Raw genomic sequence first — 25,411 nt, 5'->3', positions numbered from 1 at the left:
GCGGGGCCGGCCGGCTACTTCGCGACGATGTTGACCATCCTGCCGGGGACCACGATGATCTTCACGATATTCTTCCCGTCGGTGTGAGCCCGGACGTTCGGCTCCGCCAGGGCCGCGGCCTCCACTGCGTCACGGGATGCGTCCACGGCAACGGTGATGTGGCCGCGGACCTTGCCCATGACCTGGACCGGCAGCTCGACGGAATCGTCGACCAGCCATTTCTCGTCGAAGGTGGGGAAGTCCTCGTGTGCCAGGGATTCCCCGTGCCCCAGACGGCCCCACATCTCCTCGGCGATGTGCGGGGCCACCGGAGCCAGCATGAGGACCAGGGGTTCCACGGCGGCGCGCGGCGCAGAGCCGGACGCCCCGCCCGCGTAGGTTCTCGTCAGGTAGTTGACGTACTCGATCAGCTTCGCGACAGCGGTGTTGTCCCGCAGGTTCGCGTAGTCGTCCCGGACCCCGGCGACCGTACGGTGCAGGGTGCGGAGATCCTCGTCGGTGAGGCCGGCGTCGGAGACCACGGCGTCCCCGGTCTGCTCGTCGACCGCGAGACGCCAGGCGCGCTGCAGGAAACGCTGGGCACCGACGACGTCCTTGGTCGCCCACGGGCGGGAGGTGTCCAGCGGGCCCATGGACATCTCGTAGACCCGGAGGGTGTCCGCCCCGTAGGCGTCGCAGATCTCGTCGGGGGAGACGGCGTTCTTCAGGGACTTGCCCATCTTGCCGTACTCCCGGTTGACCTCCTCACCGTTGTAGAAGAACCTGCCGTCCTTCTCCTCGACCTCGGCGGCGGGCACGTACACACCACGCGAGTCCGTGTAGGCGTAGGCCTGGATGTAGCCCTGGTTGTAGAGCCGGTGGTAGGGCTCGTAGGAGCTGACGTACCCCAGGTCGAAGAGGACCTTGTGCCAGAACCTGCTGTAGAGCAGGTGGAGCACCGCGTGCTCCACTCCACCGACGTACAGGTCGACACCGCCGGAGGGCATGCCCTCCCGGGGACCGGTCCAGTAGCGCTCATTGTCGATGTCGACGAACTTCTCCTGGTTCGTCGGGTCGATGTACCGCAGCTGGTACCAGGAGGACCCCGCCCACTGCGGCATGACGTTGGTGTCACGCCGGTAGACCTTCTCGCCGTCACCGAGGTCCAGTGTGACCTCGACCCACTCCTTCGCCTTCGCCAGCGGGGGGTGCGGTTCCGAGGAGGCGTCGTCCGGGTCGAAGCTCACCGGGCGGTAGTCCTCGACCTCGGGGAGTTCCACGGGGAGCATGGACTCCGGCAGGGCGTGCGCCACTCCGTCAGAGTCGTACACGATCGGGAAGGGCTCACCCCAGTACCGCTGGCGGGCGAAGAGCCAGTCCCTCAGCTTGTACTGGATCTTCTGTTCACCCAGGCCCCGTTCCTCGAGCCAGGCGATGACCGTGGCGACGGCCTCCGCCTTGTTCCTGCCGTTGAGGTCCAGGCCGTCACCGTTGGCGGAGTTGACGAGGACACCGTCACCGGTGAAAGCCTCCTCCTGCACGTCCACTTCGGTGCCGGGGGCGGCGACGACCTCACGGACCGGCAGGCCGAAGACGGTCGCGAACTCGTGGTCACGGGTGTCGTGTGCGGGGACGGCCATGATCGCGCCGGTGCCGTAGCCGGTGAGGACGTAGTCGGCGATGAACACGGGCACCCGTTCACCGTTGACCGGGTTGGTGGCGTAGGCGCCGGTGAAGACTCCGGTCTTCTCCTTGTTCTCCTGCCGTTCCAGGTCCGACTTCGCGGCGATGGACCGCCGGTAGGCGGCCACCGCCGCAGCCGGGGACTGTTCGCCGTTGGTCCACCTCGGGTCGGTGCCCGCCGGGTAGTCGGCCCCCGCGGACAGTTCCACCAGCGGGTCCACCAGCTCATGTTCGGGGGCGAGCACCATGTAGGACGCCCCGAACAGGGTGTCCGGCCGGGTGGTGAACACCCTGATGCCCTGACCGTCGGGAAGGTCCGTGGCGAAGTCGACCTCGGCGCCGCGGGACCGGCCGATCCAGTTGCGCTGCATCGCCTTGACCTTCTCGGGCCAGTCCAGGTCCTCGAGGTCGTCGATGAGACGGTCCGCGTAGGCGGTGATACGCATCATCCACTGGGACAGCCTCTTGCGGAACACCGGGAAGTTGCCGCGCTCCGACCGGCCTTCCGCGGTGACCTCCTCGTTGGCCAGCACGGTGCCCAGCCCCGGGCACCAGTTCACCGTGGAGTTCGCCCGGTAGACCAGACGGTGCGCGTCCAGCTCCGCCTGCTGTTCGGCGGGGGAGAGGGAGGACCACGGCGTCCCGTCGACGCCGTCGGCGGCGAACTTCTCCTCCAGCTCGGAGATGGGCCGGGCCTTCTTCAGCTCCGGGTCGAACCAGGAGTTGTAGATCTTCAGGAAGATCCACTGCGTCCACCGGTAGAAGTCGGTGTCCGTCGTGGCGATGACCCGACGCCGGTCGTGCCCCAGGCCGAGACGTCCCAGCTGACGTTCCATGTTCTCGATGTTCGCCCGGGTCGTGGTGCGAGGGTGGGTGCCGGTCTGTACGGCGTACTGCTCGGCGGGCAGGCCGAAGGCGTCGTACCCGAGGGTGTGGAGGACGTTGCGCCCCAGCATCCGGTTGTAGCGGGCGTACACGTCGGTGGCGATGTACCCCAGGGGGTGGCCGACGTGCAGGCCGACGCCTGACGGGTAGGGGAACATGTCCTGGACGAAGAGCTTGTCCTCCGGGAGTTCCCGGCCGGGTTCAGCGAGGTCCCCGACGGGGTTCGGGGCGTTGAAGGTGCCCTGCTCCCGCCAGGTGTTCTGCCAGCGGGCCTCGATGTCGCCGGCGAGCTCCGGGGTGTAGCGGAAGGGGGTGGTCTCGCTGGAATTACTCATGGCTGGTCATTGTAATAGACTGCCGGTCATGACCGTTCTCTCTGTCCTGCTGTTCATCCTCGGCGTTGCGGTGCTGGTCACCGGCATTATGGGACTGACGGGGACGCTCCCCGGAAACAGGTGGGTCGGACTGCACGTCCCGGAGGTCCGCAAGAGCCGTGAGATGTGGACCACCGCGCACCGTATCGTCGGCCCGTTCTGGACCGGCGCCGGAGCCGCCGTCATCGTCGGCGGGCTGGTCAGCCTGCGCGGAGGCTGGATGTGGGCGGTCGCGGTCCTGCTGACCGTCGGCGCGCTCGGCCTCATCGGTGTCGGCGCGGCGAACGCCGCCCACATCGTGGCCCGCATCGACCTGCGCAAGGGCCAGGAGGTCGAGGCCCGTCGCGCGGCGGCGGGCTGCTGCTCCTCGGGCGGGGGTGCCGCGGCGTCCTCCTCCGGGTCTTCTGCGGCCGGTTCCCGCACCACCGGGTCCGCCGCAGCGGACTCCTGCGGCGGCTCCTGCGACGACTGCGGGGCCTGCGACCACGCGGACGCCGACCTCTCCGGAACGACCACCACGCTGAGCAACCCGGTCCTCGACCTGGAGGCGGCCCGGCGCGCTGTGGCTGCCCGGGACAGCCACAGCGCACGGTAGCCGGGCCCGCGCGGTGCAGCACAGACAGTCCCGTCCCGCGGACGGTCCGCGTCCTGCCGTCATTGTCTGCGGCAGCGTCAACACGGACACTTTCGTCCGCGTCCGGGCGTTTCCCGCCCCCGGGGAGACGGTCATCGCCGAGCCTGCGGGAACAGTGGGCGGCGGGCCTGTGCTCGGAGGGAAAGGGGCGAACCAGGCGGTCGCGGCGGCACGGTTCGCGGCAGGTTCCGCCTGCTGTGCCGGGGACGGCACCGTGGACGACAGGGCGGCGACGGTGTACCTGGTGGCCACGGTGGGGGAGGACGCCGCGGGTGCAGCCGCCCTCGACACCCTGCGTGCCGCCGGCGTGGACGTCTCCCGGGTGGCCCGGTCGCAGGACACCCCGACCGGTTCGGCGTTCATCATGGGTGACGCCGAGGGGGAGAACATCATCATCGTGACCTCGGGGGCGAACACCCTCACCGATCCGGCGCAGGTGCCCGGCCCCGGGGACCCGACAGGGGAGGACGCCACCCCTGCCGCCGATGTTCTCCTGGCCCAGGGGGAACTCACCCCCGGGCATTCCGCAGGTCTGCCCGACCTCGCCGAACGGCACGGGGCACGGTTCGTCCTCAATCTTGCGCCGGTGACAGTGCACGGCCATGACCTGCAGGAACTCGTGTCCACGGCGGATCCTCTCATCGTCAACGAGACCGAGGCCGCGGATGTCCTGGGGGTGCCGCGGGAAACAGGTCTCGACGAGGTGCTCGACGGCCTGGCAGCTGCAGTGGGCCGGGGACTGTGCCGTTCCGCGGTGGTGACGCTCGGGGCCCGGGGTGCCCTTGTCATCGACCCGCGTGGGACGGTGGAGGTGGAGTCACCGGCACCGGCACAGGTCGTGGACACCACGGGCGCCGGAGACGCCTTCTGCGGCACTCTGGCCACCGCACTGGCGACAGGGTCAGGTCTGCGCGAAGCCACCCGCTTCGCCGTCGCGGCCGGCAGTCTCGCCGTGGAGTCCCCGGGCGCCTCGGCGTCCTGTGCCGACGGGGCGGCGGTGCGTGAGCGGGCGGGCAGTCAGCTCAGTTGACCTTCCGGTCCATGCAGTATGTTTCTACCAGTGCCCGCTCCGGCCCCCGGCGTCGGATACAGTGCCCGACATGAGGAACTTCATTTCCCGCATCCTGGGATACCGGCCGGACCTTCTCATCGTCCTCATCGTCGTCGGGGTGCTTCTCGCACTCGCCTTCCCCGCCGAGGGCGGATTCGCCGTGGCTGTGGACGGGACAGTCAAGATCGTCATCGCCGTCCTGTTTTTCCTCTACGGTGCCCGGCTGTCGACCCGGGAAGCCCTCAACGGACTGACGCACTGGCGGCTCCACCTGCTGATCCTCGCCTTCACCTTCGTGCTCTTCCCCCTCATCGGTCTGGCCCTCATGCCGCTCAGGGACGTCATCGGTGACGACCTCTACCAGGGGATACTCTTCCTCTGCCTCGTTCCCTCCACAGTGCAGTCCTCGGTGAACTTCACCTCGATCGCGCACGGCAACGTCCCCGGCGCGATTATCAGCGCATCAGCGTCCAACCTCATCGGGGTCTTCGCCACCCCGCTGCTGGTTCTTCTGCTGATGAGCTCCGGGACGGGCCTGCACATCGACACCTCCGTGTTCCTCGACATCGCCCTGCAGCTGCTCGCCCCGTTCATCCTCGGACAGGTCGCCCGCGCCGTGTTCCCCGCCGTACAGACCTTCGCCAAGGCGAAACCGACCGGGTACGTCGACAAGATCTCCATCGGGCTGGTCGTCTACTCGGCGTTCTCCGAGGGCATCGTCATGGGCGTGTGGAGTTCCGTCAGCTGGGTCGCGGTGGTCGGGATCGTCCTCGGGTCGGTGGCCCTGGTGTGGATCATGCTGACCCTGACCTCCTTCGTCGCCCGGAAACTGGGATTCAGTTACGCAGACCAGGTGGCGATCCAGTTCTGCGGGACGAAGAAGTCCCTCGCCTCCGGGCTGCCGATGGCGACGGTGATGTTCACCGGGGGAGCAGGACTGGTCATCGTGCCGCTGATGATCTTCCACCAGGTACAGCTGATGATGTGTTCTGTCCGCGCCGCGAAATATGACCGTGAGCGTCCGGAGAACACCTGGTAGGTGGTCCGCAGACCCAGTCCTCGACGGGATACAGGGCGACCTCTTCGCCCGACAGCGACCGACTGACGCTGTTGACCTCATCCTCCTCACTCCCAGAAATGAGGTACCCGGTCCGGGTGCCCGTGGTCTCCACCGTCACCAGCCGATCTACTCCGCTGAGAATGACCGTCCCGACCCCGACACCACGGCGAGAGTCCGGTCCGACAGGCGCCACTCGTCGCGACGCCTGGAGGTGCGGTGCAGCAGTCCACGCTGTGACAGCCAGGTCATCAGCGTCCTGGCGTCCGCCTCGGTCGCCTGCTGCAGGGCCGCGACCCGTTCCAGCGTGATCACCGCCGCCCCGGCGCTGCGCGGACCTGCACCACTGGAACTGCCGAGCAGGTAGCGCAGCACGACCAACGTCGCGGCGTCCCTGGTGATGCCGCGGCCGAACTCGGCCCGCACCGCCGACAGTGCGGCAACGAACCCGAGGTCAGCCACCCCGTCAAAGAGCACCACGTCCACCGAGTCGGCGCGCACGTCAACCGTCGGCGGTTCGAAACCGGCGCTGAGCATGGAGACCCACATCCGGTCGAAACCACGGGAGGACCACTCCACCATCCCCAACTGCTGCACCGCGTTGACCAGTGCCGGGTTCCGCGGCTGGGACGGTCCGGACAGCAGCCTCTCGGCGGACGCCCCGGGCGGCAGTCCCCCCGGAGAACTGACGCGGAGCATGTCCGCGGACTGGTAGACCACCACCGGGTCCGGCCGGGACCAGTCCCGGTGCAGCAACGCATTGTTCAGTGCCTCAGTCTGCGCCGTCGGCGGTATCCCGGCATCTGAATGGGAACGCACGAGCCGGTGCAGGGAGCGTGCGGCGAGAACCAGCGGATCATGCAGCTCGGTTTCCGCGACGATCTCGCCCCCGGCGTCCCGGAAGATGTGGCGGGCCACCGGGTGCTCCGGATCCGCCATACCGAACAGGATCTTCGCCGCAACAGTGGGCGAGCCGTCATCGGTGAGCAGGTCAAGGGCGTCGAAGAGGGCGGCGGGGTCGTCGGAGAAGCCGGCCCGCACCGTGGAGTTCCCCGGGACCCTGACCGGACTCTGGTCCGGGGTCTGGTCCGGGGTCTGCCCGGTACGGTCCCTGTGCTCGGCCAGCAGGCCCCGCGCCACCGCCAGGGCGTTACGGTCCAGCGCGGACGCCGGCAGTGCGACCGGCTGCGCCGTCGGGTCCGGGTTCCTGCGCGCCCGGGTCATCTCTGCGAGCTCGGCACCGTCGAGGGGGAGGCAGGAATCACCGACCCTGTGCTTGACCACCCCGTCGAACCCCGTGTAGACCGCCATTCCCGCGGCGACCCGGATGATGACGAGCCGGGCACCGTGCACCTGCGTCGACCAGGCGTCCACGGCAAGGTGAGGTCGGGTGTTGGCGAAGATGGTGTGGGCGATGTCCGCAGGGTCCCTCCCGGTCCCGTTGAACGCCGCCGGGCCGGGGGTGCGGTCGGCGATCCCGAAGACGATGAACGCCCGCCCTGCGGACCCGTTGGCGAAACATGCCGCCGTCCGTACCAGCATGTCGGCCGTCTTCGCCGTGACGTGGGCGGTGGGGGTGTGGGCGGGGTCCTCCTTGAAGTCGAGGACCGCTGACTCGAGGTCGTCGGCTGTCGCACCCTCCCAGATGCGTTCCAGGGCGTCGGCGACGATGTTGGGCAGCGCCCGCTTCCGACTCATGTGTCAGTGCCACGCCGGCCGGTCGCGCCGGGTGTACCCCATCCGCGGGCGGAAACCTGCCGGGTGCCGGAGCTGGGCCACGGCGTCGGCGATGACGAGACGGAACCGGGGGTCCAGTGCAGGGAGCTGTGCCACCTCGAACCATCCGACCTCGGTGGACTCGTCGTCGTTGACGCGGGGTGTCCAGGCGTCCTCACCTGTCCCGCCTCCACCGCCCTCGACGACGACACAACGGACGGTGGTGTCCATGTACCGGCACTCGTCGCCGTTGGGGTAGGTCACCGGTCCGACCGCGCCGACCCCGATGAGCGCGTCCACCTCGACGGTCAACCCGGTCTCTTCGGCAACTTCCCGCACCGCGGCGGCGTGGGGTTCCTCCCCGGGTTCGACGATGCCGCAGACCGGCGTCCACCTGCCGTCGTCGGCCCGCCTGACCAGCAGCACCTCCGGTGTCGCGAACGCGGGTGCGTCCGGGGCGACGTCCCGGACGACGACCGCTGTGACCCCCGGCAACCACAGTGGTGCGTGGCCGATCTGTTCGCGGAGTTCAACGATGAACTGAGGTGTTCCCATGGGGCCCGAGTCTAGCCAGCCGGTCGGACAGTCGGGCGGGGGTGCTGCGCCGTCCCCCGAGGTAACTGTAGGCTCACCTCCATGACTTCACGGATCACGCGCATCACCGCGGCTGCACTGTCCCTGGCCACGGCCGTCGCCCTGGCCGCCTGCTCGCCGGACTCCGGTTCCGACGACTCCTCCGGCGGTGCCGACGACACGGCCGCCTCCACCGCCACCGACTCCTTCCCCGTCACCGTCGCCACGAAGTTCGGCGACGTCGAGGTGAAGGACCAGCCCGAGCGGGTCGTCGCCCTGGGTTGGGGGGACGCCGAAATCGCCACCGAGCTGGGGGTCCAGCCGGTGGGGGTGTCCGACTGGCTCGACTTCGGCGGCGACGGCCTGAGCCCCTGGGCGACAGCCACCTACGACGAGGCACCGGAGCAGCTGGGCACCATGGAACCCGACTACGAGAAGATCGCCGCCCTGGAACCTGACCTCATCCTCAACGTGCGTGCCGACGGCAGCCAGGAGACCTACGACAGGCTCAGCAAGATCGCCACCACGGTCTCCGTCCCCGACGGCGCGGACAACTGGATGACCCCCTGGGACTCCCAGGTCAGCATGATCTCCACCGCCCTCGGCGAGAAGGCGAAAGGCGAGGAACTGGTCACGCAGGTCAAGGACCGGATCACCGAAGTGAAGGACGCCCACCCGCAGTGGGCGGACAAGACCGCCACGGTCCTCGCGAAGACCACCGTGGAATGGGGCGCCTACGTCGCCGGGGACGCGCGTGCCGACCTGGTCGAAGACCTCGGCTTCCAGCCGAACCCGGAGATCACCGACCTGGCGAAGGACACATTCTACGTCTCCCTGTCCGAGGAGAACGTGGACAAGGCAGACTCCGATGTCGTCATCGGATTCCCCATCGGTCTCAGCGCCGAGGAGTTCACCGCGGACGCCTCATGGAAGCAGCTCACCGCGGTGAAGGAGGGCCACTCCATCGTCACCGACGAGGAACTCGCCAACGCCATCTCCCTGGGCACCCCCGCCTCGATGCTGCACGCCCTGGATCTGCTCGTCCCCCTGCTCGAGAAGGCGACGGCGTAGCAGGACCCCGGTTCAGAGGACCCAGTTGACCAGGACGACGTAGAGCGCCGTGCCGAGCAGCACGGACCATGTCGCCGAACGTCTCCACAGGTGCAGTGCCACGGTGACCGCGACGGCCGCCAGCGCGGCCCACACCCCGCCCGGGCGTCCGGTGCTGTCACCCAGCGTGTACATCACCAGAACCACCATCCCCCCCACGGGCATGGCTGTCCCCAGCCATCCGACCAGGGCGTTCTCGAGGAAGAACTTCACCGCCGCGAACGGCAGTGCCCGCAGGACGACCGTGACCACGCAGATTCCGCCGAGGATGAGCAGGGTGTTCTGCAGGTCGACCCCCTCGGGCAGTCCTGCCACGGCCAGATCAACGGTCCCAGGGTGGGGAGCTGTCCCGGTCACGGTGGACGTCACCGCGGCCCACCTCCTGTCCTGCGCTGCAGGAGGAACTTCCCGACCAGGAAGACGAAGTACAACGTCAGCGCGGTGAACAGCATCCGGTCCCGTCCCAGGAGCAGTCCCACCAGCCCGGCAGCGGCTGCGACGACCGGGAGGACAGGGTCCCGGCGGGCATCGGCCGCCTCCACCGCCAGCACGACGAACAACGCGGTCAGTGCGAAATCCAGGCCTTCGAGGTCCACCGGCAGCGCCGCCCCGACGAGTGCGCCGGCGATGCCCGGGAGCACCCACGACAACTGGCAGAAGACCTGCACCGTCAGGACCTTCACCTGCGTCCAGTCCGCCCGCGGCCGGGAGGAGAGGACGGCGTAGGTCTCGTCGGTCAGCGCATAGATCCCGTACGCTCTCGCCGGCGGGGAGTGGACAGCCCCGACCGGGTAGCTCAGCCCGTAGAAGACGTGCCGGAAGTTCACCAGGAAAGCGGTCAGTGCCGCCGACAGGGGTGCCACCCCGGCCGTGACCAGGGACACCGCCAGGAACTCCATGGAACCCGCGTAGATGACGACACTGAAGACCGGGGTCCACCACCAGGCGAAGCCCGCCTGGCTGACGAGCAGCCCGAATGCGAGACCGAGGGGCAGCAGTCCCAGGGCCACCGTCCACGACGTCCGGAGTCCGTCCCGGATCCCGTCCCGGATCCTGTCGAGGTTCCCGGGCTCCCCGACGGTGCCGTCGACGGGGAGGTCCGCGCGTCTCACCTGTCAGTATCCTCCATATCCTCGTGCACGTCCTCGTGCACGTCCTGCTGTGCGCGCTGAGCCTCCCTGTCTGCCCACCACGACCGCAGCTCGGCGACGGCCACGTCATGGTCCACCGGTCCCCGGTCCAGCCGGAGTTCCTTCAGGAATGCCCAGGCCTCCCCGACGAGCGGCCCCGGCGCGATACCGAGCACCTCCATGATCTCGTTGCCGTCGAGTTCCGGACGGACGGCGGCGAGGTCCTCCTTCTCCTTCAACTCCACGATCCTGGCGTCCAGGTCGTCGCAGATCCGGTGGAGACGCTCGGCCTTCCGGCGGTTACGGGTGGTGCAGTCGGCCCGGACGAGAAGCTGGAGTTCGGGAAGCAGGACCCCGGCATCGTTGACGTACCGGCGTACGGCGGAGTCCGTCCACGCCCCTTCCCCGTACCCGTGGAAACGCATGTGGAGGAAGACCAGCTGGCCGATCTCCTCGACAGTCTTCTTGGGGTACTTCAGCGCCTTCAGCCGCCGGCGCACCATGCGCGCACCCACCACCTCGTGGTGGTGGAAGGTCACCGTCCCGGACCCGGTGAAGGCCCTGGTGGCGGGTTTGCCGCAGTCATGCATGAGCGCCGCCCAGCGCAGTACGAGCCGACGGTGCTCCAGGGACTGCCCCGGGGACTGCTCCGGGGACTCGGCGTCCCCGTCACCTCCGGTGCCCGGGGAGGACGCCGCGAGCCGGTCCTCCAGCCCGGTGACGTTGCGCAGCACCTGCAGGGAGTGCGCGTACACGTCCTTGTGCTGCCGATGCTCGTCCTGAGTGAGCTGCAGGGCCGGCAGCTCCGGCAGGACATGGGCGGCGATGCCCGTGGCCACCATCAGGTCCAGGCCGGTCCACGGTTCGGCGCCGAGGATGAGCTTGTCCAGTTCCGCGGCGACCCGCTCGACGGTGATGCGGTCGATCTCCGCCGCCATCGCAGTCATGGCGTCCTGCACCCGGGGGGCGACCGAGAAGCCGAGCTGGGAGGTGAATCGGCAGGCCCGGAGCATGCGCAGCGGATCATCGTGGAAGGACTTCTCCGGGGCGGCGGGCGTGTCGAGAATCCCGGCGGCCAGGTCCGCGAGCCCGTCGAGCGGGTCGCACAGTTCATGCTCCCCGTCGGCGGTGAGCCGCAGGGCCACCGCATTGCAGCGGAAGTCCCGTCGGACCAGGTCGTCCTCCAGCGTGTCGCCGTAGGTGACCTCGGGGTTGCGGGACTCCCCGTCATACTGGTCCGCGCGGAAGGTGGTGATCTCCACGGTCATTCCGTGGACCATGCCGGAAACGGTGCCGTAGGCGATACCGGTGTCCCACACGGTGGAGGTGACCCCGGCGAGGATCTCCGTGACAACATCCGGGCGGGCGTCGGTGGTGAAGTCGAGGTCGTGGGAGAGGCGGCCGAGGAGGGCGTCCCGTACGGAACCGCCGACGAGGTACAGGGAGTGTCCACGGGTGGCGAAAGCGGCGGCGAGGGAGGTGAGGGTACGGTCGTGGGTTTTCACGGCGTCCCGCGCGGTCGCGAGCATGGTTCCGGTGGATCGTTGCATTCCCACAATGATACAGCCGGCTCACCCTTTCTCAGGTGGAGGCACTAGTCTGGGCAACCATGAGTCAGAGGCGTCGTCGCAGCATTCCGGACCCCCGTCGGTCTCCGGCGCGCCCGGTCCACCAGCGGGACCACCATGAGCTGCCGACCTCCGTCGAAACCAGCGCGGGCGGCCTGGTGCTGTCCGGGCTGGCTGAATCCGTCCGCGGTGACGGTTCAGTGGACCTGTCGAAAATGTACGTCGCACTCATCGGGCGTCTCGACCGGCGCGGCCGCCTCCTCTGGTCGATCCCCAAAGGGCACATCGAGGAGCCGGAGGACGCCCACACCACCGCCGAGCGTGAGGTGTGGGAGGAGACAGGGGTGCACGGGAAGGTTTTCTCCGAACTCGGCACGATCGACTACTGGTTCGTCTCCGAGGGCCGGAGGATCCACAAGACGGTCCACCACCACCTGCTGCGCATCGTCGACGGCCAGCTCAACGACGAGGACCCCGAGGTCACGGAGGTGGCATGGCTCCCGGTGAGCCACCTGGTCGAGAAGCTCGCCTACGCCGACGAACGCAAGCTCGCCCGCCAGGCTCTCGACAGGCTGCCCGACCTGGCACGCGCCGAAGCGAAGGCCGGGCGCCGCACCCTGCGGTAAGGACTGTCGACGTGCGAGTGTCCCGAATTTCCGCCGCCGTCCGGGCCCGTGTCCGCACGGCCGTCCGGTCGCGGGTGGCGTCCTTCACCCTCGCGGCCGCCCTCGGGGTCACGGCCGGTCTCACCGGGGTGTCCGGTGCCGCGGCCCAGGACGACGGTTCCACCGGTGCCGGGGGTACGGGAACCACCACCACCGACGACCTGCTGTGGGCGAATCCGGAGGCACGGTCCGCGGCCCCGGACACGGGGGTGACGGCGAAAGTCCCCGGACAGCCCACGACGACAGCGCCGACCGCCGATGTCCTTCAGGTCACGGTGGAGATCACGAACTCCTCCGACCAGGATCTCAGCGCACTGGAGCTGCGGGCCCAGCGCGCCGACCCGGTGGACACCCCCGCAGGGGTGGCGACATCACTGCTGGCGAACCAGGGCGAGTACCCGTGGGTGGGAACGTTCGTGCCCGTGGAGGGCACGGTCGAGGCCGGGAGTACCCGGACGGTCGAGGTCTCCGTCCCCGTCGGCGGATCCGACGACGGCACCTCCGCCGGGGAGACCTCCGGTGGCGACGCCGCGGACGCGGAGGGAGGCGGTGTGACCCTGCCCGGCCTCGGGATCACCGGCGCGGGGGTCCATCCCCTGCTGTTCAACTTCAACGGAGACTACGGGGAGTCCGGCACCGCGTACCTCGCCGCGGCCCGCACCACACTCACCGTCACCGGCGACAGCGACAGCACAGACGGCACGACAGACACCGGTGACGGAACCCGCGCCGGGCTCACCGTGCTCTGGCCCCTGTCCTCCAGCTCAGTTGCCGTGGCCGGCCAGGTGGGGGACGCCCCGGACCCCGCCGAACTGTATCTCCCCGACGAAACTCTCGCCGGCGAGCTGTCCGAGGGCGGGCGGCTCCGCGGTCTCCTCGACGTCTGGCGTGACGCCGTCAACGGGCCCGACGGCAGCTCCGTACGCACGGCGACGTGCCTGGCGGTGGATCCTGACCTGCTGGAGACCGTCGAACGGATGGCCGGCGGGTACAAGGTGGGCAGCGCCGTGCCGTCACCGGTCGAGGAACCGACCCGGCTGCGTGACAGCTGGAACCGGAGGGACGCCGCCGGGGACGCGGTGGACGGCACGGGTGCGGACGCCGCCGCCACCTGGCTCGGTGACCTTCGTGACGCCGTCACCGACTCCTGCGTGGTCCCGCTGCCCTTCGCCAATGCGGACGTCAACGCCGTGGCCGCCGGCGGCGACCCGTGGCTCGCCGAAGGTCTGACGGACCGGGGGACGTCGACCGTCGAGGAGATCCTCGGCGTCACTCCGGCGACCGGGGTGCAGATCCCCGGATCCGGATACCTCGACGCCGACGCACTGCCGCTGGTGCAGTCCACCTCGACGGGGCCGGTCACCGCCGTGGTCGCGGACTCGACGGTCACCGACACCGGTTCCGGCGGCAGTGACGGCACAGGCGGGGGACCGGGCACGGGCGACAGTGCACGGCGGGACCCGGGCCCCGCCGGAGGAAGTGCCGTGGACACCCTCGACACCGGGTCCGGCACGGTCAGGGCTCTGCAGTTCCCCGCTGATCTCGGCGCCGCCCTGGCCGCCACCGGTGAACGGCCGGAGACCGTGGCCTACACCCCGGCGTCCTCCCGGCGTCATCTCTCCGGCGACGGGGCGGCGTCCCGGATGTCCGCGGCAGTCAGCGTGCTGGACCTGGAGATCGCCGCCGTCAGTTCAGGCACCGCACGGTCCCGGAACATCCTCGCCGTACCGCCCGCAGCATGGTCGGTCGACGCGACGGACGCGGCGACGTTCCTGTCGGCGGTGACCCGCCACCTCACCGACGGTTCAGCCAGGGCGGTGTCCTTCGGCTCCGCGCTCTCCGCACCGGCCGGGACCGCGACCCTGTCCGCCACCCAGGCCGGGAACCAGACCGGGAACCAGGCCGGGAACCAGGCTGCGCAGGACACTACCCTGGACGGAGACCCGGCCGCCGTCAATGACGGGGAGGCCCGCAATGTCGCACAGATCGCCGGACACATCCGCAATATCACGATGATGATGGACGATGTCTCGAACATCGCGCTGACCCGGCGGGTGTTCACCCGCCCGATGTTCGACGACCTGCTGCGGTCCGTGTCCGATACGGGGCGTCGCTCCGAAAAGGACTCCGCCCGGGTACGCATCGGCGCCTCCGACAGGACGGGCCGGGTCACGGGCCTGGCGTACGCCCTGCGCAACGCGGTGACCCTGCTGCCCCCGGGCAATGTCTTCACCCGGACCAGTGACTCGTCCCCGCTCATCGTCGTGGCCCGCAACGGACTGCCGTTGCCGGTGTCTGTCCGGGTGAACTACACGGCAGCCCCCGAGGTGACACTGAACACTCCGGGTGTGCAGCGGATTCCCGCGCGCGGCAGTGTGACCCTGCAGATGACCTCGTCCATCCCGGACACCGGTGCCCCCTCGGACCTGACGATGTACCTCTCCACCCCGGACAACGTACGGATCTCGGAGGACGTGGAGATCCGGGTCGCGTCCGCGCCGGGTCTCGGCTGGCGCACCGCGGCAGCTGTCCTGGGGGCCCTGGTCCTGGTCTTCTTCGTGGGCCGTGGCCTCCGCCGGCGGCGTAACGCCCGGACGGCCGCAGCGCACAGCCTGTCCGACCCCGCACCGGGTGATCCACGAAGTAGATCACGGCGGTCATCGCGACGTACTCCACGCCGCAGTTCGCCAAGTACGGCCCACGTGCACGATGATGGTGCACGTGACTGATTCGTACGAGGACCCCGACCAACAGCCGGGCCATCCGGGACACCGAGCGGGACAACCCGGCCCGCGGGGGCAGCGTCACCGGTTCGTGGCGTCCGGCTCCCCTTCGGTGACGCCCGCGCCGAAACCCTCCCCGGCGCGTCATCCCCGGACGGCGACCCCGGACGGGGGTGACCTCTCCCACCTGGACCGGTTCCCCGCGTCAGGGGCCGGTGCGACGATGACCGTGGAGAACCCCGACGTCCCGGCGGGTGCGGACTCCGGCACCGTGACCACCGACGGCACTCCCAGTGACGCCGAGGTCGTGCAGAACACGGGTTCCATGGCCTTCGCCACCCTCCTCAGCCGGATCACCGGGTTCCTGAGGACGGTCCTCATCGGGTCCGCGCTCGGCGTGGAGGTCGGGTCAGCCTTCAACACGGCGAACACCCTCCCGAACCTCATCACCGAACTGGTGCTCGGTGCGGTGCTGTCCAGTCTGGTCATCCCGCTGCTGGTGCGTGCGGAGAAGGAGGACCCGGACCGGGGTGCGGCGTTCATCCGCAGACTGTTCACCCTCACCTTCACGTTGATGATGGCGGTCACTGTCCTGGCGGTGTTCGCCGCACCGTTGCTGACGCGGATGTCCCTCGACGCGGACGGCAAGGTCAACGTCGGCATGTCCACGGCCTTCGCCTACCTGGTGCTGCCGCAGATCGTCTTCTACGCACTGTTCTCGGTGATGATGGCGGTCCTGAACACGAAGGGCTACTTCAGACCCGGTGCGTGGGCCCCGGTGGTGAACAACCTGGTGACCATCGCGATCCTCGGCCTGTACTGGCTGCTGCCGGAGGACTCGAAACTGTCGCCGACGGATTCGGTGACGCTCACCGACCCGCACATCATGCTGCTGGGCCTGGGCACCACCGCCGGCGTGGTGGTGCAGGCGCTGATCATGGTCCCCTTCCTGCGTAAGGCGGGAATCGACCTGCGCCCGCTGTGGGGCCTGGACAGCCGTCTGAAGCAGTTCGGCGGAATGGCCGTGGCGATCGTCGTCTACGTGCTGATCTCCCAGACCGGCTACGTGCTCAACAACCGTATCGCCTCGAGTGCGGACGGTGGCGCCCCGACGATCTACACGCAGGCGTGGCAGCTGCTGCAGATGCCTTACGGGATCATCGGCGTCACCTTGCTCACCGCGTTCATGCCCCGGCTGTCCCGGAACGCCGCCGACGGTGACGACAAGGCGGTGGTGAAGGACCTGTCGACGGCGACCCGTCTGACGATGCTGGCCATGGTCCCGGTGATCGTCTACATGACCGCTTTCGGCACGGTCATCGGCCCGGCACTGTTCGCCTACGGGGACTACTCGAAGGACGCCGCGAACGTCCTCGGCTGGACCATAAGTTTCTCGGCGTTCACGCTGATCCCCTATGCGATGGTCCTGCTGCACCTGCGCGTCTTCTACGCCCGTGAGGAGGTGTGGACGCCGACCTTCATCATCGCGGGGATCACGGTGACGAAGCTGGTGCTCGCCTATCTCGCCCCGCACGTGGCCAGTGAGCCCCGGCTCGTGGTGGTCCTGCTCGGAGCGGCGAACGGAATGGGGTTCGTCACCGGTGCGATCATCGGTCACAGGCTGCTGAAACGGTCCCTGGGACATCTGGGGATGCGCAGTGTCCTGAAGACCGGGCTGTGGGCGTTCGCGGCGTCCGCGGTGGGGGCTCTGGTGGCGTGGCGGGTGGATGTCCTACTGACCACGTTCGTGGTGGGGGCGGACACGTCGGTCGGCTTCATCGTCCGTCTGCTGGTGACAGGGGTCATCTTCCTCGCTGTGGTCATCGGTCTGCTGTCCTTCTCCAGGCTGCCGGAGGTCGTCACTGTCGGGGCTGCCCTGTCCCGGCTGCCGGTCGTCGGCCGCCTGTTCCGCCGGGCAGCGGTGGCGGAGGAGGAGCAGGGCGACGGCGCGGCCACCGTCGCACCCCCGGGCACGAAGATCACCGCCCTGTCCTTCGGCGATTCGGGTGCCGGCATGATGCCCACCGGCATGGTCGGGGCACTGCCTCCGCTGTCCGCGGGCAGGGTCCGGGGCCCGCGGCTGGTGCCTGGTGCGCCGATCCTGCAGGGCCGTTACCGCCTCCTCGCGGACCACGGCGGATCGCCGACGGCCCGACTGTGGCAGGCCCGGGACAATTCCGACGGTGATCTTGTCGCGTTGACGGTCATTGACGCTCTCAGGTCGGGACGGTCCACCCGGGAGATCATCGATGCCACGGCGAAGCTGGCGGAGGCGACGGCGACGTCCCCGGCGGTGGCTCTGGTCCGGGAGATCTGTGACGCGCGGACCCTGGTCGTGGTCGTCGCGGACTGGACGGAGGGGACGCCGCTGACACGGGTCGCCGAGTCCGGCCCCGACCCCTATGCCGCGGCGTGGGCGATGGTCGGTCTCGCGGACGCCGCAGGGTCGGGATGCTCACTGGGTATCGACCACCGGAACCGGATCAGGATCAGCACGGACGGTCGGGCCGTGCTCGCTTTCCCAGGCGTCATACCGCAGGGTCCGGCAGGTGCGGCCGGGTCTTCTGCAGGGGAGTCGGCAGGGTCTTCTGCAGGGTCTTCGGCAGGGGCGGGTTCTGTCGCCGACCTGCACTCCATCGGGGTGTCTCTGTCACTCCTGTTGTCGGGGGTTCCCGGGGCGGTACCGGACAACCTCACCAGGATCGCCGATGATGCGCGGGCGGGCAGGTTCAGTGACGGTCACGAGCTGGCCCGTGTCCTGCGTGAGGCGACGCACCCGGACAACGACCAGTCGACGGGCCCGCATCTGCGTACCACCGCGGACGTGGCCCCGGAGGTCACCGACCGTGCCGGTTTCGGTGCTGCACCGGAGAACCGGGGTCGGTTGACGGTGATCGGGGTGGCCACTGTCGCAGGGGTCGTCGCCGTGGTCGCCGTGATCGCGGTGGCTCTGGCCGTGCTGGGTGGCGGGCGGAAGGATTCCCCGCTGACGACGGATTCGATTCTCGGCGGCGACGGGCTGGGGACCATCGGGGTCTCCCGCCCGACCGGGGTGGGGGAGTGGGCTCCGGAGGACGGCCGTGGAACTCCGGACAATCCGGAGGACGCCCCGCTCACCATCGACGGAGACCCGTCCAGCACCTGGTCGAGCGCCCAGTACCAGGCCCAGTTCGGTCCGACGTCGTCGTCGGTGAAGGACGGTATCGGTCTTCTGCTCACTCTGCCGGAGCCCGTGGCGGTGACCCAGGTTGAGCTGACGGGGGTGAGGCCGGGCATGACCGTGGAGCTGCGTACGGGTGACGGGGACGTGACCTCACTGGACCAGACGACACTGCTGGCCACCGCGACCTCCGAGGGAAACTCACTGGTACTGTCCCCGGAGACGACGGTGCCGGAGGACGGGAAGCAGGGGGTTTCCCGGGATCTCCCGAAGCCGGCGGACCGGGTTCTGGTGTGGATCACCGGACTGCCCATGCCGGACGCCGCAACGGTGGGGGAGATCACCGTCCACGGGGCGCCGGTGGTCACGGGGGACCGTACCGGTTCTGCAGTGGCACCGGCTCCGACGGAGTAAGGCTCCCGGTCCGGGTGCCTGCACGGGGGAACCGGTGGCAGGCACTGGACACCCTCCGGTTCCGGGGATAGTGTTGGACCGGTCAGTTGTTGGCACACCTGTTCGAATGGAGGGGTGTTGACAGGCAGGCGGTGCGGCGTCCGTGATACCGTCTGCACTGTCATCCGGGCCGGCCCAGCGCTCTGCCCGGAACACACTCCGGGTCAGCTCGGGGGCCACGGTCCGTGGTACGGACGCGGCCGGCACCGGCGGGAGAGGAACACAGTGGGATTTATCGTCAGCGACCCTCAGATCGACCGTACCGACCGTACCGACCGTACCGAGGAGTTCCGGACAACCTATCCCGATGCGTTCAGTGGTCTCACCGTCCGGCAGGCCGGAATCCTTGCGGACACCCTCGCCTTGGGGTCACAGCGCGGCGCCCCTGTTTCCGCAGAAAGAGCCCGGTTGATCGCCGCGAAGATCCGCGGTCTCCTCGCAGACTGATCCCCGGGGGCTGCCGGCCACCTTCGTGCCGGTCGCCGGTACCTCAGGCTCCGTCCTGTACTGCCCCGTGCCGCCCCGGTACTGCCGGATACACCCCAAATCCACGCACCTTCGCGGGAGCAGACTCGGACCACAGGCGCAGACACCGGCCATGTTTCACGTGAAACCGTTCCGGAAAGACAGTGGATCAGACGGGCAGTCAACTGCGGCGATGTCCTTCGACCCGGTGACGTCACGAGGTCCGGACGCCCGGTTCCGGGGACGGCGGGAAACGGCACCATTCAAACACATCATCCATTACTGTTCACGGGCGTCCGCGCCCCGAAACGGCGGTCAGAGCCGCCACGAAGGCCACCTTCGGATGTGTCATACCGCCAGGGGTCACAGCAGTCCGCCGTAGTCCGGGGTACTCACCCTGCCCTGAAGTCCGCCGAGCCGACCCCACCCTGTGGATACGACATCCACAGGAACAGGTCCGTGACTCCGCAGTCTCCCCACACACCGGATCCAGCAGCTACACTGCACGGGTAGTTGCTCCACCGGGGGAGGTGGAGAGGGGACAACACGAGGGGAAACACCAGTGAAAACTGCACTTCCGGGGGAAACTCCGCACGCCGCAGGAACGACAGCGCCTGCAGGGACGCCGGGGCAGGCAGGAACGGCAGGACCGGCAGCGCAACGACCGCGAACCACAGGGCCGCGATGGGACTACGACGACCTGACAGACGCCCAGCTGCTGAAGCGTCACCGTGACGGATGTGACCGCTCCTACGGTGTACTCGTCAGTCGGCACGAAAGGCTCCTGATGTGGACGCTGCACCGTCTCCACATCGCGCCGGAGGATCGCGCCGACATTCTCCAGGAGGCACTGCTGAAAGTCCACCGTCAGGCGGACAGCTTCCGTGGCACCGACTGTGCGGCAGCCTGGCTCCGCACCATCGTCACCAACACCGCCCTGACCCACATCAGGTCCACACGCCGACGCCACGAAGAGGTGGACGCCAGTGAGGACGGGATACTGGACCGCCTGCGCAGAACTCCCGACACCCGTGCTGTCGACGCAGGCCGGACCGTCCAGCGCCTGCTCCTGCAGGACGCCGTCCGCTCACTTCGTCCCGGCCTACGGGTCACGGTCGTTCTCTCCGATGTCCACGGACTGTCGATGGAGGACGTCTCCGCACGCACCGGTGTACCGGTCGGGACCGTCAAATCACGGCTCAGCCGGGCCCGCAGGCAGTTACGTTCCTCCCTGTCAGAGGCGGGGCTCACACCGACCGTCGCCCGTGACACAGTGCCGGCGGTGACCGCCTGAGGGACCCTGCCACCGGCTGCCACGCCAACCCGGTGCGGGGGCTAAGATCGGGCGTCATGAGCGAGCAGACCCCCACCATCCACGACGTCATCATCATCGGCTCCGGCCCGGCCGGCTACACGGCGGCCGTGTACGCGGCCCGGGCGGAGCTCAACCCCCTCGTGTTCGAGGGGATGGACTTCGGCGGCCTGCTCATGCAGACCACCGAAGTGGAGAATTTCCCCGGTTTCCCGGAGGGAATCATGGGCCCGACCCTCATGGAGAACATGCGCAACCAGGCCGAACGCTTCGGCGCCGACCTGAGGATGGAAGATGTCGTCCGGGTGGAACTCGACGGAGACATCAAGAAAGTCTTCACCGACGACGAGGAGTTCCACGCCAGGACCGTCATCCTCGTGACCGGCGCCGCGCCCAGGTACCTCGGCGTCCCCGGTGAGGAGAAGCTGCTCGGACACGGCGTCTCCGCCTGTGCGACCTGCGACGGCTTCTTCTTCAAGGACCGTCAGATCGCCGTCATCGGCGGCGGTGACTCGGCCATGGAGGAAGCAGACTTCCTCACCCGGTTCGGCGAGAAAGTCACCCTCATCCACCGCCGTGACGAGTTCCGGGCCTCGAAGATCATGGAGGAAAGGGCCCGCAACAACCCCAAGATCGACATGATCATGAACGCCACCGTCGTCGAGGTCCTGGGGGAGGGGACCGTCCAGGGGCTCAGACTGCAGGACACCGTCACCGGAGAGACCCGCGAGATCCCCATGGACGCGATGTTCGTCGCCATCGGCCACGATCCCCGCACCGAGGTCTTCGCAGGCCAGGTCGAATTGCAGGACAACGGCTACGTCAAGGTCGCGGAGCCGTCCACGGCGACATCAGTTCCCGGGGTCTTCGCCGCCGGAGACCTGGTGGACTCCCGCTACCAGCAGGCGGTCACGGCCGCAGGGTCGGGCTGCCGCGCCGCTCTCGACGCCGAAGCCTATCTCGCCGCCCTCGACGCCTGACCCGGCGACCTCTCACACCCCCCGGCCGGGACCCCACCGTTACCGTGCACCACCGCCGTCAACCCGGGCGCACGCTCGTCAATGACCTGTCCCGGGCACTGCACGGGTATCCTTGTGTGAACCCCTTAACTGTCCCTCTAACCCGGGAGGATCCACAATGGCAGAATCAGTGACCGTCACCCAGGACACGTTCCGCTCCTCCGTCATAGACGCCGGGCGTCCGGTCATCGTCGATTTCTGGGCCTCCTGGTGCGGCCCCTGCCGGCAGATGGAACCCGTACTCGACTCCATCGCCGAGGACTACGACGGTCGCGTGACCGTGGCGAAGGTCAACGTCGACGAAGAGCGCCTTCTGGCTTCGATGTACCAGATCATGAGTATCCCTGCCCTGCTCGTCTTCAAGGACGGCCACAAGGTGGCCGAACTCCACGGAAAGCAGTCCCGGGCCGCGCTCGCCGAAACTCTCGACGCCCTGGTCTGACCGGCAGGTACTGCAGCAGTGTACGGCGAAGTCCATAAACTCGGTGACCGGTCCCCGCGCGTGGCGGAGGTCCGCGGCACCCTTGCCCGGCTGGGTTTCCTTGACGGATTCAGCGGGGACGCCACGGGCGGAGGAAACCAGAAGCGGCGTCCCGAGGACGAGTACTTCGACGCCGGACTGGAATCCGCCCTCCGAGCCTTCCAGCAGAAACGCGGCATCGTCGCCGACGGCCACATCACCGACGGGACGCTCCGGGCGTTACGTGAGGCGTCCTACTCCCTGGGTGCGCGGGTCCTGGACCTGCAGGCACCCGGCCACTACCTCGTCGGTGACGACGTCGCCGAACTGCAGACCCATCTCCACGACCTCGGTTTCCTCAAGTCCCGCATCGACGGGCACTTCGGCCCCGTGACCTACGCCGCGGTCACGGACTACCAGCTCAACGCAGGTCTCACCCCTGACGGTATCGTCGGCCCGGCGACCCTCAGGTCCCTGTCACGTCTGGGCCGCAGGATCACCGGCGGCTCACCGCAGGCTGCCAGGGAACAGGAACAGCTGCGGTCGGCCGGCACACACCTTGCCGGGAAACGTATCGTCCTGGACCCGGGTTTCGGCGGACAGAAGACCGGGAGCATCGTACCCGGCCCCTACGGCGACATCACCGAGGAGGAGATCCTCTGGGATCTCGCCACACGCACGGAAGGGCGCATGATCTCCGCAGGCGTGGAGACCATCTGTTCACGGCCCCGTACCGACAATCCCACCAATCTGGACCGGGCGTCCATCGCCAACGCCTTCGGCGCGGACCTCATGATCTCCCTGCGCTGCGACTGGTACCACAATGAGAAGGGGAATGGCGCGGCGTCCTTCTACTACGGCTCGGAGACGGGGGCGACGTCAGTGACCGGTGAGCGTCTCGCCGGTCTGATCCAGCGGGAGGTCACCGCCCGGACAGGGCTGGGTGACAACCACACCCACGGGCGCACCTGGGATGTTCTCCGCATGACCAAGATGCCCACCGTCCAGCTCAACGCCGGGTACATCACCAACCCCGGCGATGTCGCAAAACTGACCGACCCGGAGGTCCGTGACACCATTGCCGAAGCACTGGTGGTCGCGGTGAAGCGTCTGTACATGATGGACAAGGACGTCGCCGAGACCGGCCAGTACTCGTTCAGCGAACTGCTGGCCGAGGAAGGACGCCTCTGACCCCGGGGTGGGTCCTGATGGTGAGCCCGCAGCGGTCAACACCCGGGGTAGCCGCCCCGGGTGGACGCTGTCAGCGTCCTCCACCGAGGACGGTGCTGAGAGGTTCCCGGTCGTTGAGAAGCTCGTGGGCGTCCGTCCCGAACGTGGAGAACAGGTTTGACCTGCTGTGGAGGTCCCGACGGTAGCGGGGGAAGCGTCGGTGCGGACCGATGACGTAGAAGCCCTCCTGCACCAGGATGTCCGCCGAAAGCACCGGCGCGCTCTCGAGGTCTTCGCCGGTGGGACGCTCCTCCCAGCCATGGTAGCCCTCGGGAATGTACACGTCGGGAGCTTCCCCGGAATCATTCCTGCCGAACGCCTCCACCGCTTTCACACCCCGGCGCTCCGCTTCGGTCAGGACCGTCTCGATGAGACTGTGCTCAAGATACAGCCCCATGTAGGGCTGGTCGACGAAGACATTCGAGATCAGTACCGCATCCGAGGACGCCGGGCCGGAGGGCATGGCATCCGCCCCCGGGAAGTACCCGGAGGGAGCGAAGAACACGGTCGCTGCCGGGCGCTCCACACTGCCGCTCTCCCCGGTACCTACGTAAGCGGTGTACCCGCAGATACCCCAGCGGTACAGCACGGACTGTATCCACATCTGCCGGTCGAACTCGGGGTCGTCCGTCCGCGTCCCCGGCGGGAGTTCCCAGAAGGTGTCCCGGGACGCCCTGGCCTCCAGCATTCCTGCACCGGCGTGGCTCAGCGCGCTGTACCTGATCTCCACCCGAACTCCTCGTCAGCTGTGTGTCGTCACCACCGAAAGTGTACCCACCGGGAATCCCGGCCGCAGGAGCCGGACGATCCCCGGTCCCCCCGTTCCGAGGCTCAGTCCCGGGGCAGTTTCAGCAGTTCGGTGATCCGCTCGAAGTCGTCGGTGTCCCCGAACTCCACGACGATCCGCCCCTTCTTCGCACCCATCTGGACCGTGACACGGGTGTCCAGGGCGTCCGCCGCCGAGCTGGCCCACTCCCGGACCATTTCGGGCTGTTCCCTGGGCTCGCGCTTCTTCTTCGGTGCGTCCTCGGTGTCCCCCCGGTTGATCAGGACCACAGCCTCTTCGGTGGCACGCACACTGAGGCCCTCGGCGATGATCCGCTCGGCGAGCTTCTCCTGCTCGGCCGCACCGGTCTTCACCCCGAGGATCGCCCTGGCATGTCCTGCGCTGAGGACCCCGGCGGCAACCTTGCGCTGTACGGGTACCGGAAGCTGCAGCAGGCGGATCATGTTGGTGATCAACGGACGTGACCGCCCTATCCGGCGTGCCAGTTCCGCCTGTGAGACGCCGAACTCCTCCAGCAGCTGCTGGTAGGCGCTGGCTTCCTCCAACGGGTTGAGCTGAACCCGGTGAATGTTCTCCAGGAGCGCGTCGCGCAGCATGTCCTGGTCGTCGGTTTCCCGGACGATGGCGGGAATGACCTCCAGACCGGCGAGCTTCGTCGCGCGCAGTCGCCGCTCGCCCATGATGAGCTCGAAGGCGACCTCGTCGCCGCGGGGGAGGGGTCGGACGATGACAGGCTGGAGGAGCCCGAACTCCCGGATCGAGTGGACGAGTTCGTCGAGGGCGTCTTCCTCGAAGACCTGACGGGGGTTCTTCGGGTTGGTGCGGATCTCGGTGAGAGGGATCTCCCGGTAGGTTGCACCGAACTCGTTGACCGGTTCAGCGGGCATCTCGGCGGGGTTCCGGACCGTGGAGCCGGTCTCCGGGTCGGCCCCGCTGCGGGCGTCCCGGACCGCGCGGCCGGACGGCAGCGTTCCTGCCGTTCCGGTCGAGGACGGACGTCCCCCGGTCCCGGCTGCCCCGGTCCCTGCTGCTCCGGCGTCGGCTGCCGGGTAGGAGGGGGAGTCTCCTCCGAGTCCCAGGGCGCCCAGGGCCCCGCCCGGACCTGTGGACCGCTTTGCGCTGCCCTGTGCTGCTGCGGAGGAGCCACCTCCACGACCTGACGGTCCGAGGATGACGTCCGCGGCACTGTCGCCGAGCCTGGGGCCCGGGGGAGCGGTGGGGATCAGCGCCGAGAGTCCACGACCGAGCCCTCCCCGGTGGGTGTCCATGCGCGGTAGCTGCGGGTGTCCGTTCCTGCGGTTCCGGCCACCGGGCGTCCCTGCCTCACCTGCCGTTGAGGTTCTGCCGGATTTAGCGGTCTTACCGGCCCCGGCTGTC

Annotated in this window: 19 protein-coding genes and 1 pseudogene; 12 read left to right on the top strand and 8 right to left on the bottom strand. The window is 68.6% G+C overall.

Translation table 11 applies throughout. The annotated features are described in order from the left end of the window. Positions 1 to 14: 14 nt before the first annotated feature. Entirely contained in the window at positions 15 to 2,882 is a 2,868-nt protein-coding gene (gene leuS / locus E0E18_RS09105; RefSeq protein WP_130840395.1) for a leucine--tRNA ligase, read from the bottom strand. 28 nt (positions 2,883 to 2,910) lie between these two features. Here leuS and E0E18_RS09100 point away from each other — a divergent pair, with 28 nt between their 5' ends. The 3 genes from E0E18_RS09100 to E0E18_RS09090 all read left to right on the top strand — a co-directional run bounded on the left by E0E18_RS09100 (position 2,911) and on the right by E0E18_RS09090 (position 5,645). After that, positions 2,911 to 3,516, top strand: a complete 606-nt coding sequence (locus tag E0E18_RS09100) for an SdpI family protein (protein WP_066587150.1) — start codon at positions 2,911 to 2,913, stop codon at positions 3,514 to 3,516. A gap of 13 nt (positions 3,517 to 3,529) precedes the next feature. Next, a complete protein-coding gene (locus tag E0E18_RS09095) occupies positions 3,530 to 4,585 on the top strand; it encodes a PfkB family carbohydrate kinase (RefSeq protein WP_130840393.1) in 1,056 nt (351 codons plus the stop codon). Between the two features lie 70 nt (positions 4,586 to 4,655). Continuing rightward, positions 4,656 to 5,645: a bile acid:sodium symporter family protein gene (locus E0E18_RS09090; RefSeq protein WP_110482351.1), complete on the top strand. Its 990-nt coding sequence runs from the start codon at positions 4,656 to 4,658 to the stop codon at positions 5,643 to 5,645. Positions 5,646 to 5,792: 147 nt separating this feature from the next. Here E0E18_RS09090 and E0E18_RS09085 read toward each other — a convergent pair whose 3' ends face one another. Then, the gene (locus E0E18_RS09085; protein WP_130840391.1) at positions 5,793 to 7,361 is read right to left on the bottom strand and encodes an ATP-binding protein; all 1,569 of its coding nucleotides are present in this window, start codon (positions 7,359 to 7,361) and stop codon (positions 5,793 to 5,795) included. A gap of 3 nt (positions 7,362 to 7,364) precedes the next feature. After that, complete coding sequence (locus E0E18_RS09080) at positions 7,365 to 7,934, bottom strand: NUDIX hydrolase (RefSeq protein WP_066587207.1); 570 nt, start codon at positions 7,932 to 7,934, stop codon at positions 7,365 to 7,367. Positions 7,935 to 8,015: 81 nt separating this feature from the next. On the opposite strand from E0E18_RS09080, the gene E0E18_RS09075 reads away from it, so the two are divergent. Then, entirely contained in the window at positions 8,016 to 9,023 is a 1,008-nt protein-coding gene (locus E0E18_RS09075) for an iron-siderophore ABC transporter substrate-binding protein (RefSeq protein ID WP_130840389.1), read from the top strand. A gap of 12 nt (positions 9,024 to 9,035) precedes the next feature. On the opposite strand, the gene E0E18_RS09070 is transcribed toward E0E18_RS09075, so the two are convergent. Genes E0E18_RS09070 through E0E18_RS09060 form a run of 3 tightly spaced genes read right to left on the bottom strand, consistent with a single transcriptional unit; the run spans position 9,036 to position 11,742 of the window. After that, positions 9,036 to 9,431, bottom strand: a complete 396-nt coding sequence (locus E0E18_RS09070) for a branched-chain amino acid transporter permease (protein ID WP_237559712.1) — start codon at positions 9,429 to 9,431, stop codon at positions 9,036 to 9,038. Further along, complete coding sequence (locus E0E18_RS09065) at positions 9,428 to 10,114, bottom strand: AzlC family ABC transporter permease (RefSeq protein WP_066589601.1); 687 nt, start codon at positions 10,112 to 10,114, stop codon at positions 9,428 to 9,430. The genes E0E18_RS09070 and E0E18_RS09065 overlap by 4 nt, the downstream gene beginning before the upstream one ends. A 56-nt stretch (positions 10,115 to 10,170) precedes the next feature. Beyond that, positions 10,171 to 11,742, bottom strand: a complete 1,572-nt coding sequence (locus E0E18_RS09060) for a CCA tRNA nucleotidyltransferase (protein WP_130840387.1) — start codon at positions 11,740 to 11,742, stop codon at positions 10,171 to 10,173. Between the two features lie 53 nt (positions 11,743 to 11,795). On the opposite strand from E0E18_RS09060, the pseudogene E0E18_RS09055 reads away from it, so the two are divergent. The 8 genes and pseudogenes from E0E18_RS09055 to E0E18_RS09020 form a co-directional block, all read left to right on the top strand. After that, positions 11,796 to 12,386 (top strand): annotated as a pseudogene (locus tag E0E18_RS09055) (NUDIX hydrolase); the annotation flags it as partial. Positions 12,387 to 12,403: 17 nt separating this feature from the next. Continuing rightward, on the top strand, positions 12,404 to 15,154 hold the full coding sequence (locus E0E18_RS09050; RefSeq protein WP_202616712.1) for a hypothetical protein: 2,751 nt from the start codon (positions 12,404 to 12,406) through the stop codon (positions 15,152 to 15,154). Next, a complete protein-coding gene (gene murJ / locus E0E18_RS09045) occupies positions 15,138 to 18,722 on the top strand; it encodes a murein biosynthesis integral membrane protein MurJ (RefSeq protein ID WP_130840385.1) in 3,585 nt (1,194 codons plus the stop codon). The genes E0E18_RS09050 and murJ overlap by 17 nt, the downstream gene beginning before the upstream one ends. A gap of 264 nt (positions 18,723 to 18,986) precedes the next feature. Then, positions 18,987 to 19,208 (top strand): hypothetical protein, encoded by a 222-nt coding sequence (locus E0E18_RS09040; protein ID WP_130840383.1) that lies wholly within the window; start codon positions 18,987 to 18,989, stop codon positions 19,206 to 19,208. A gap of 580 nt (positions 19,209 to 19,788) precedes the next feature. Beyond that, complete coding sequence (locus E0E18_RS09035) at positions 19,789 to 20,520, top strand: RNA polymerase sigma factor (RefSeq protein WP_130840381.1); 732 nt, start codon at positions 19,789 to 19,791, stop codon at positions 20,518 to 20,520. Between the two features lie 56 nt (positions 20,521 to 20,576). Next, the gene (gene trxB, locus E0E18_RS09030; protein ID WP_066587233.1) at positions 20,577 to 21,518 is read left to right on the top strand and encodes a thioredoxin-disulfide reductase; all 942 of its coding nucleotides are present in this window, start codon (positions 20,577 to 20,579) and stop codon (positions 21,516 to 21,518) included. A 157-nt stretch (positions 21,519 to 21,675) separates the two neighbouring features. After that, positions 21,676 to 21,999 carry a thioredoxin gene (trxA, locus tag E0E18_RS09025; RefSeq protein ID WP_066587237.1) on the top strand — a complete coding sequence of 108 codons (324 nt, stop codon included), beginning with the start codon at positions 21,676 to 21,678 and terminating at the stop codon, positions 21,997 to 21,999. An 18-nt stretch (positions 22,000 to 22,017) separates the two neighbouring features. Next, positions 22,018 to 23,208 (top strand): N-acetylmuramoyl-L-alanine amidase, encoded by a 1,191-nt coding sequence (locus E0E18_RS09020; protein WP_066587240.1) that lies wholly within the window; start codon positions 22,018 to 22,020, stop codon positions 23,206 to 23,208. A 70-nt stretch (positions 23,209 to 23,278) separates the two neighbouring features. Here the strand turns inward: E0E18_RS09020 and E0E18_RS09015 are convergent, their stop codons facing one another. Then, a complete protein-coding gene (locus E0E18_RS09015; RefSeq protein ID WP_130840379.1) occupies positions 23,279 to 23,977 on the bottom strand; it encodes a hypothetical protein in 699 nt (232 codons plus the stop codon). 101 nt (positions 23,978 to 24,078) lie between these two features. Continuing rightward, complete coding sequence (locus tag E0E18_RS09010) at positions 24,079 to 25,302, bottom strand: ParB/RepB/Spo0J family partition protein (protein ID WP_237559805.1); 1,224 nt, start codon at positions 25,300 to 25,302, stop codon at positions 24,079 to 24,081. Positions 25,303 to 25,411: the final 109 nt, after the last annotated feature.

This window comes from Corynebacterium neomassiliense, from assembly GCF_900626215.1.
GTDB lineage: Bacteria > Actinomycetota > Actinomycetes > Mycobacteriales > Mycobacteriaceae > Corynebacterium > Corynebacterium neomassiliense.
The sequence above is the reverse complement of the archived record's forward strand: the minus strand, read 5'-3'. Positions and strand labels throughout refer to the sequence as shown.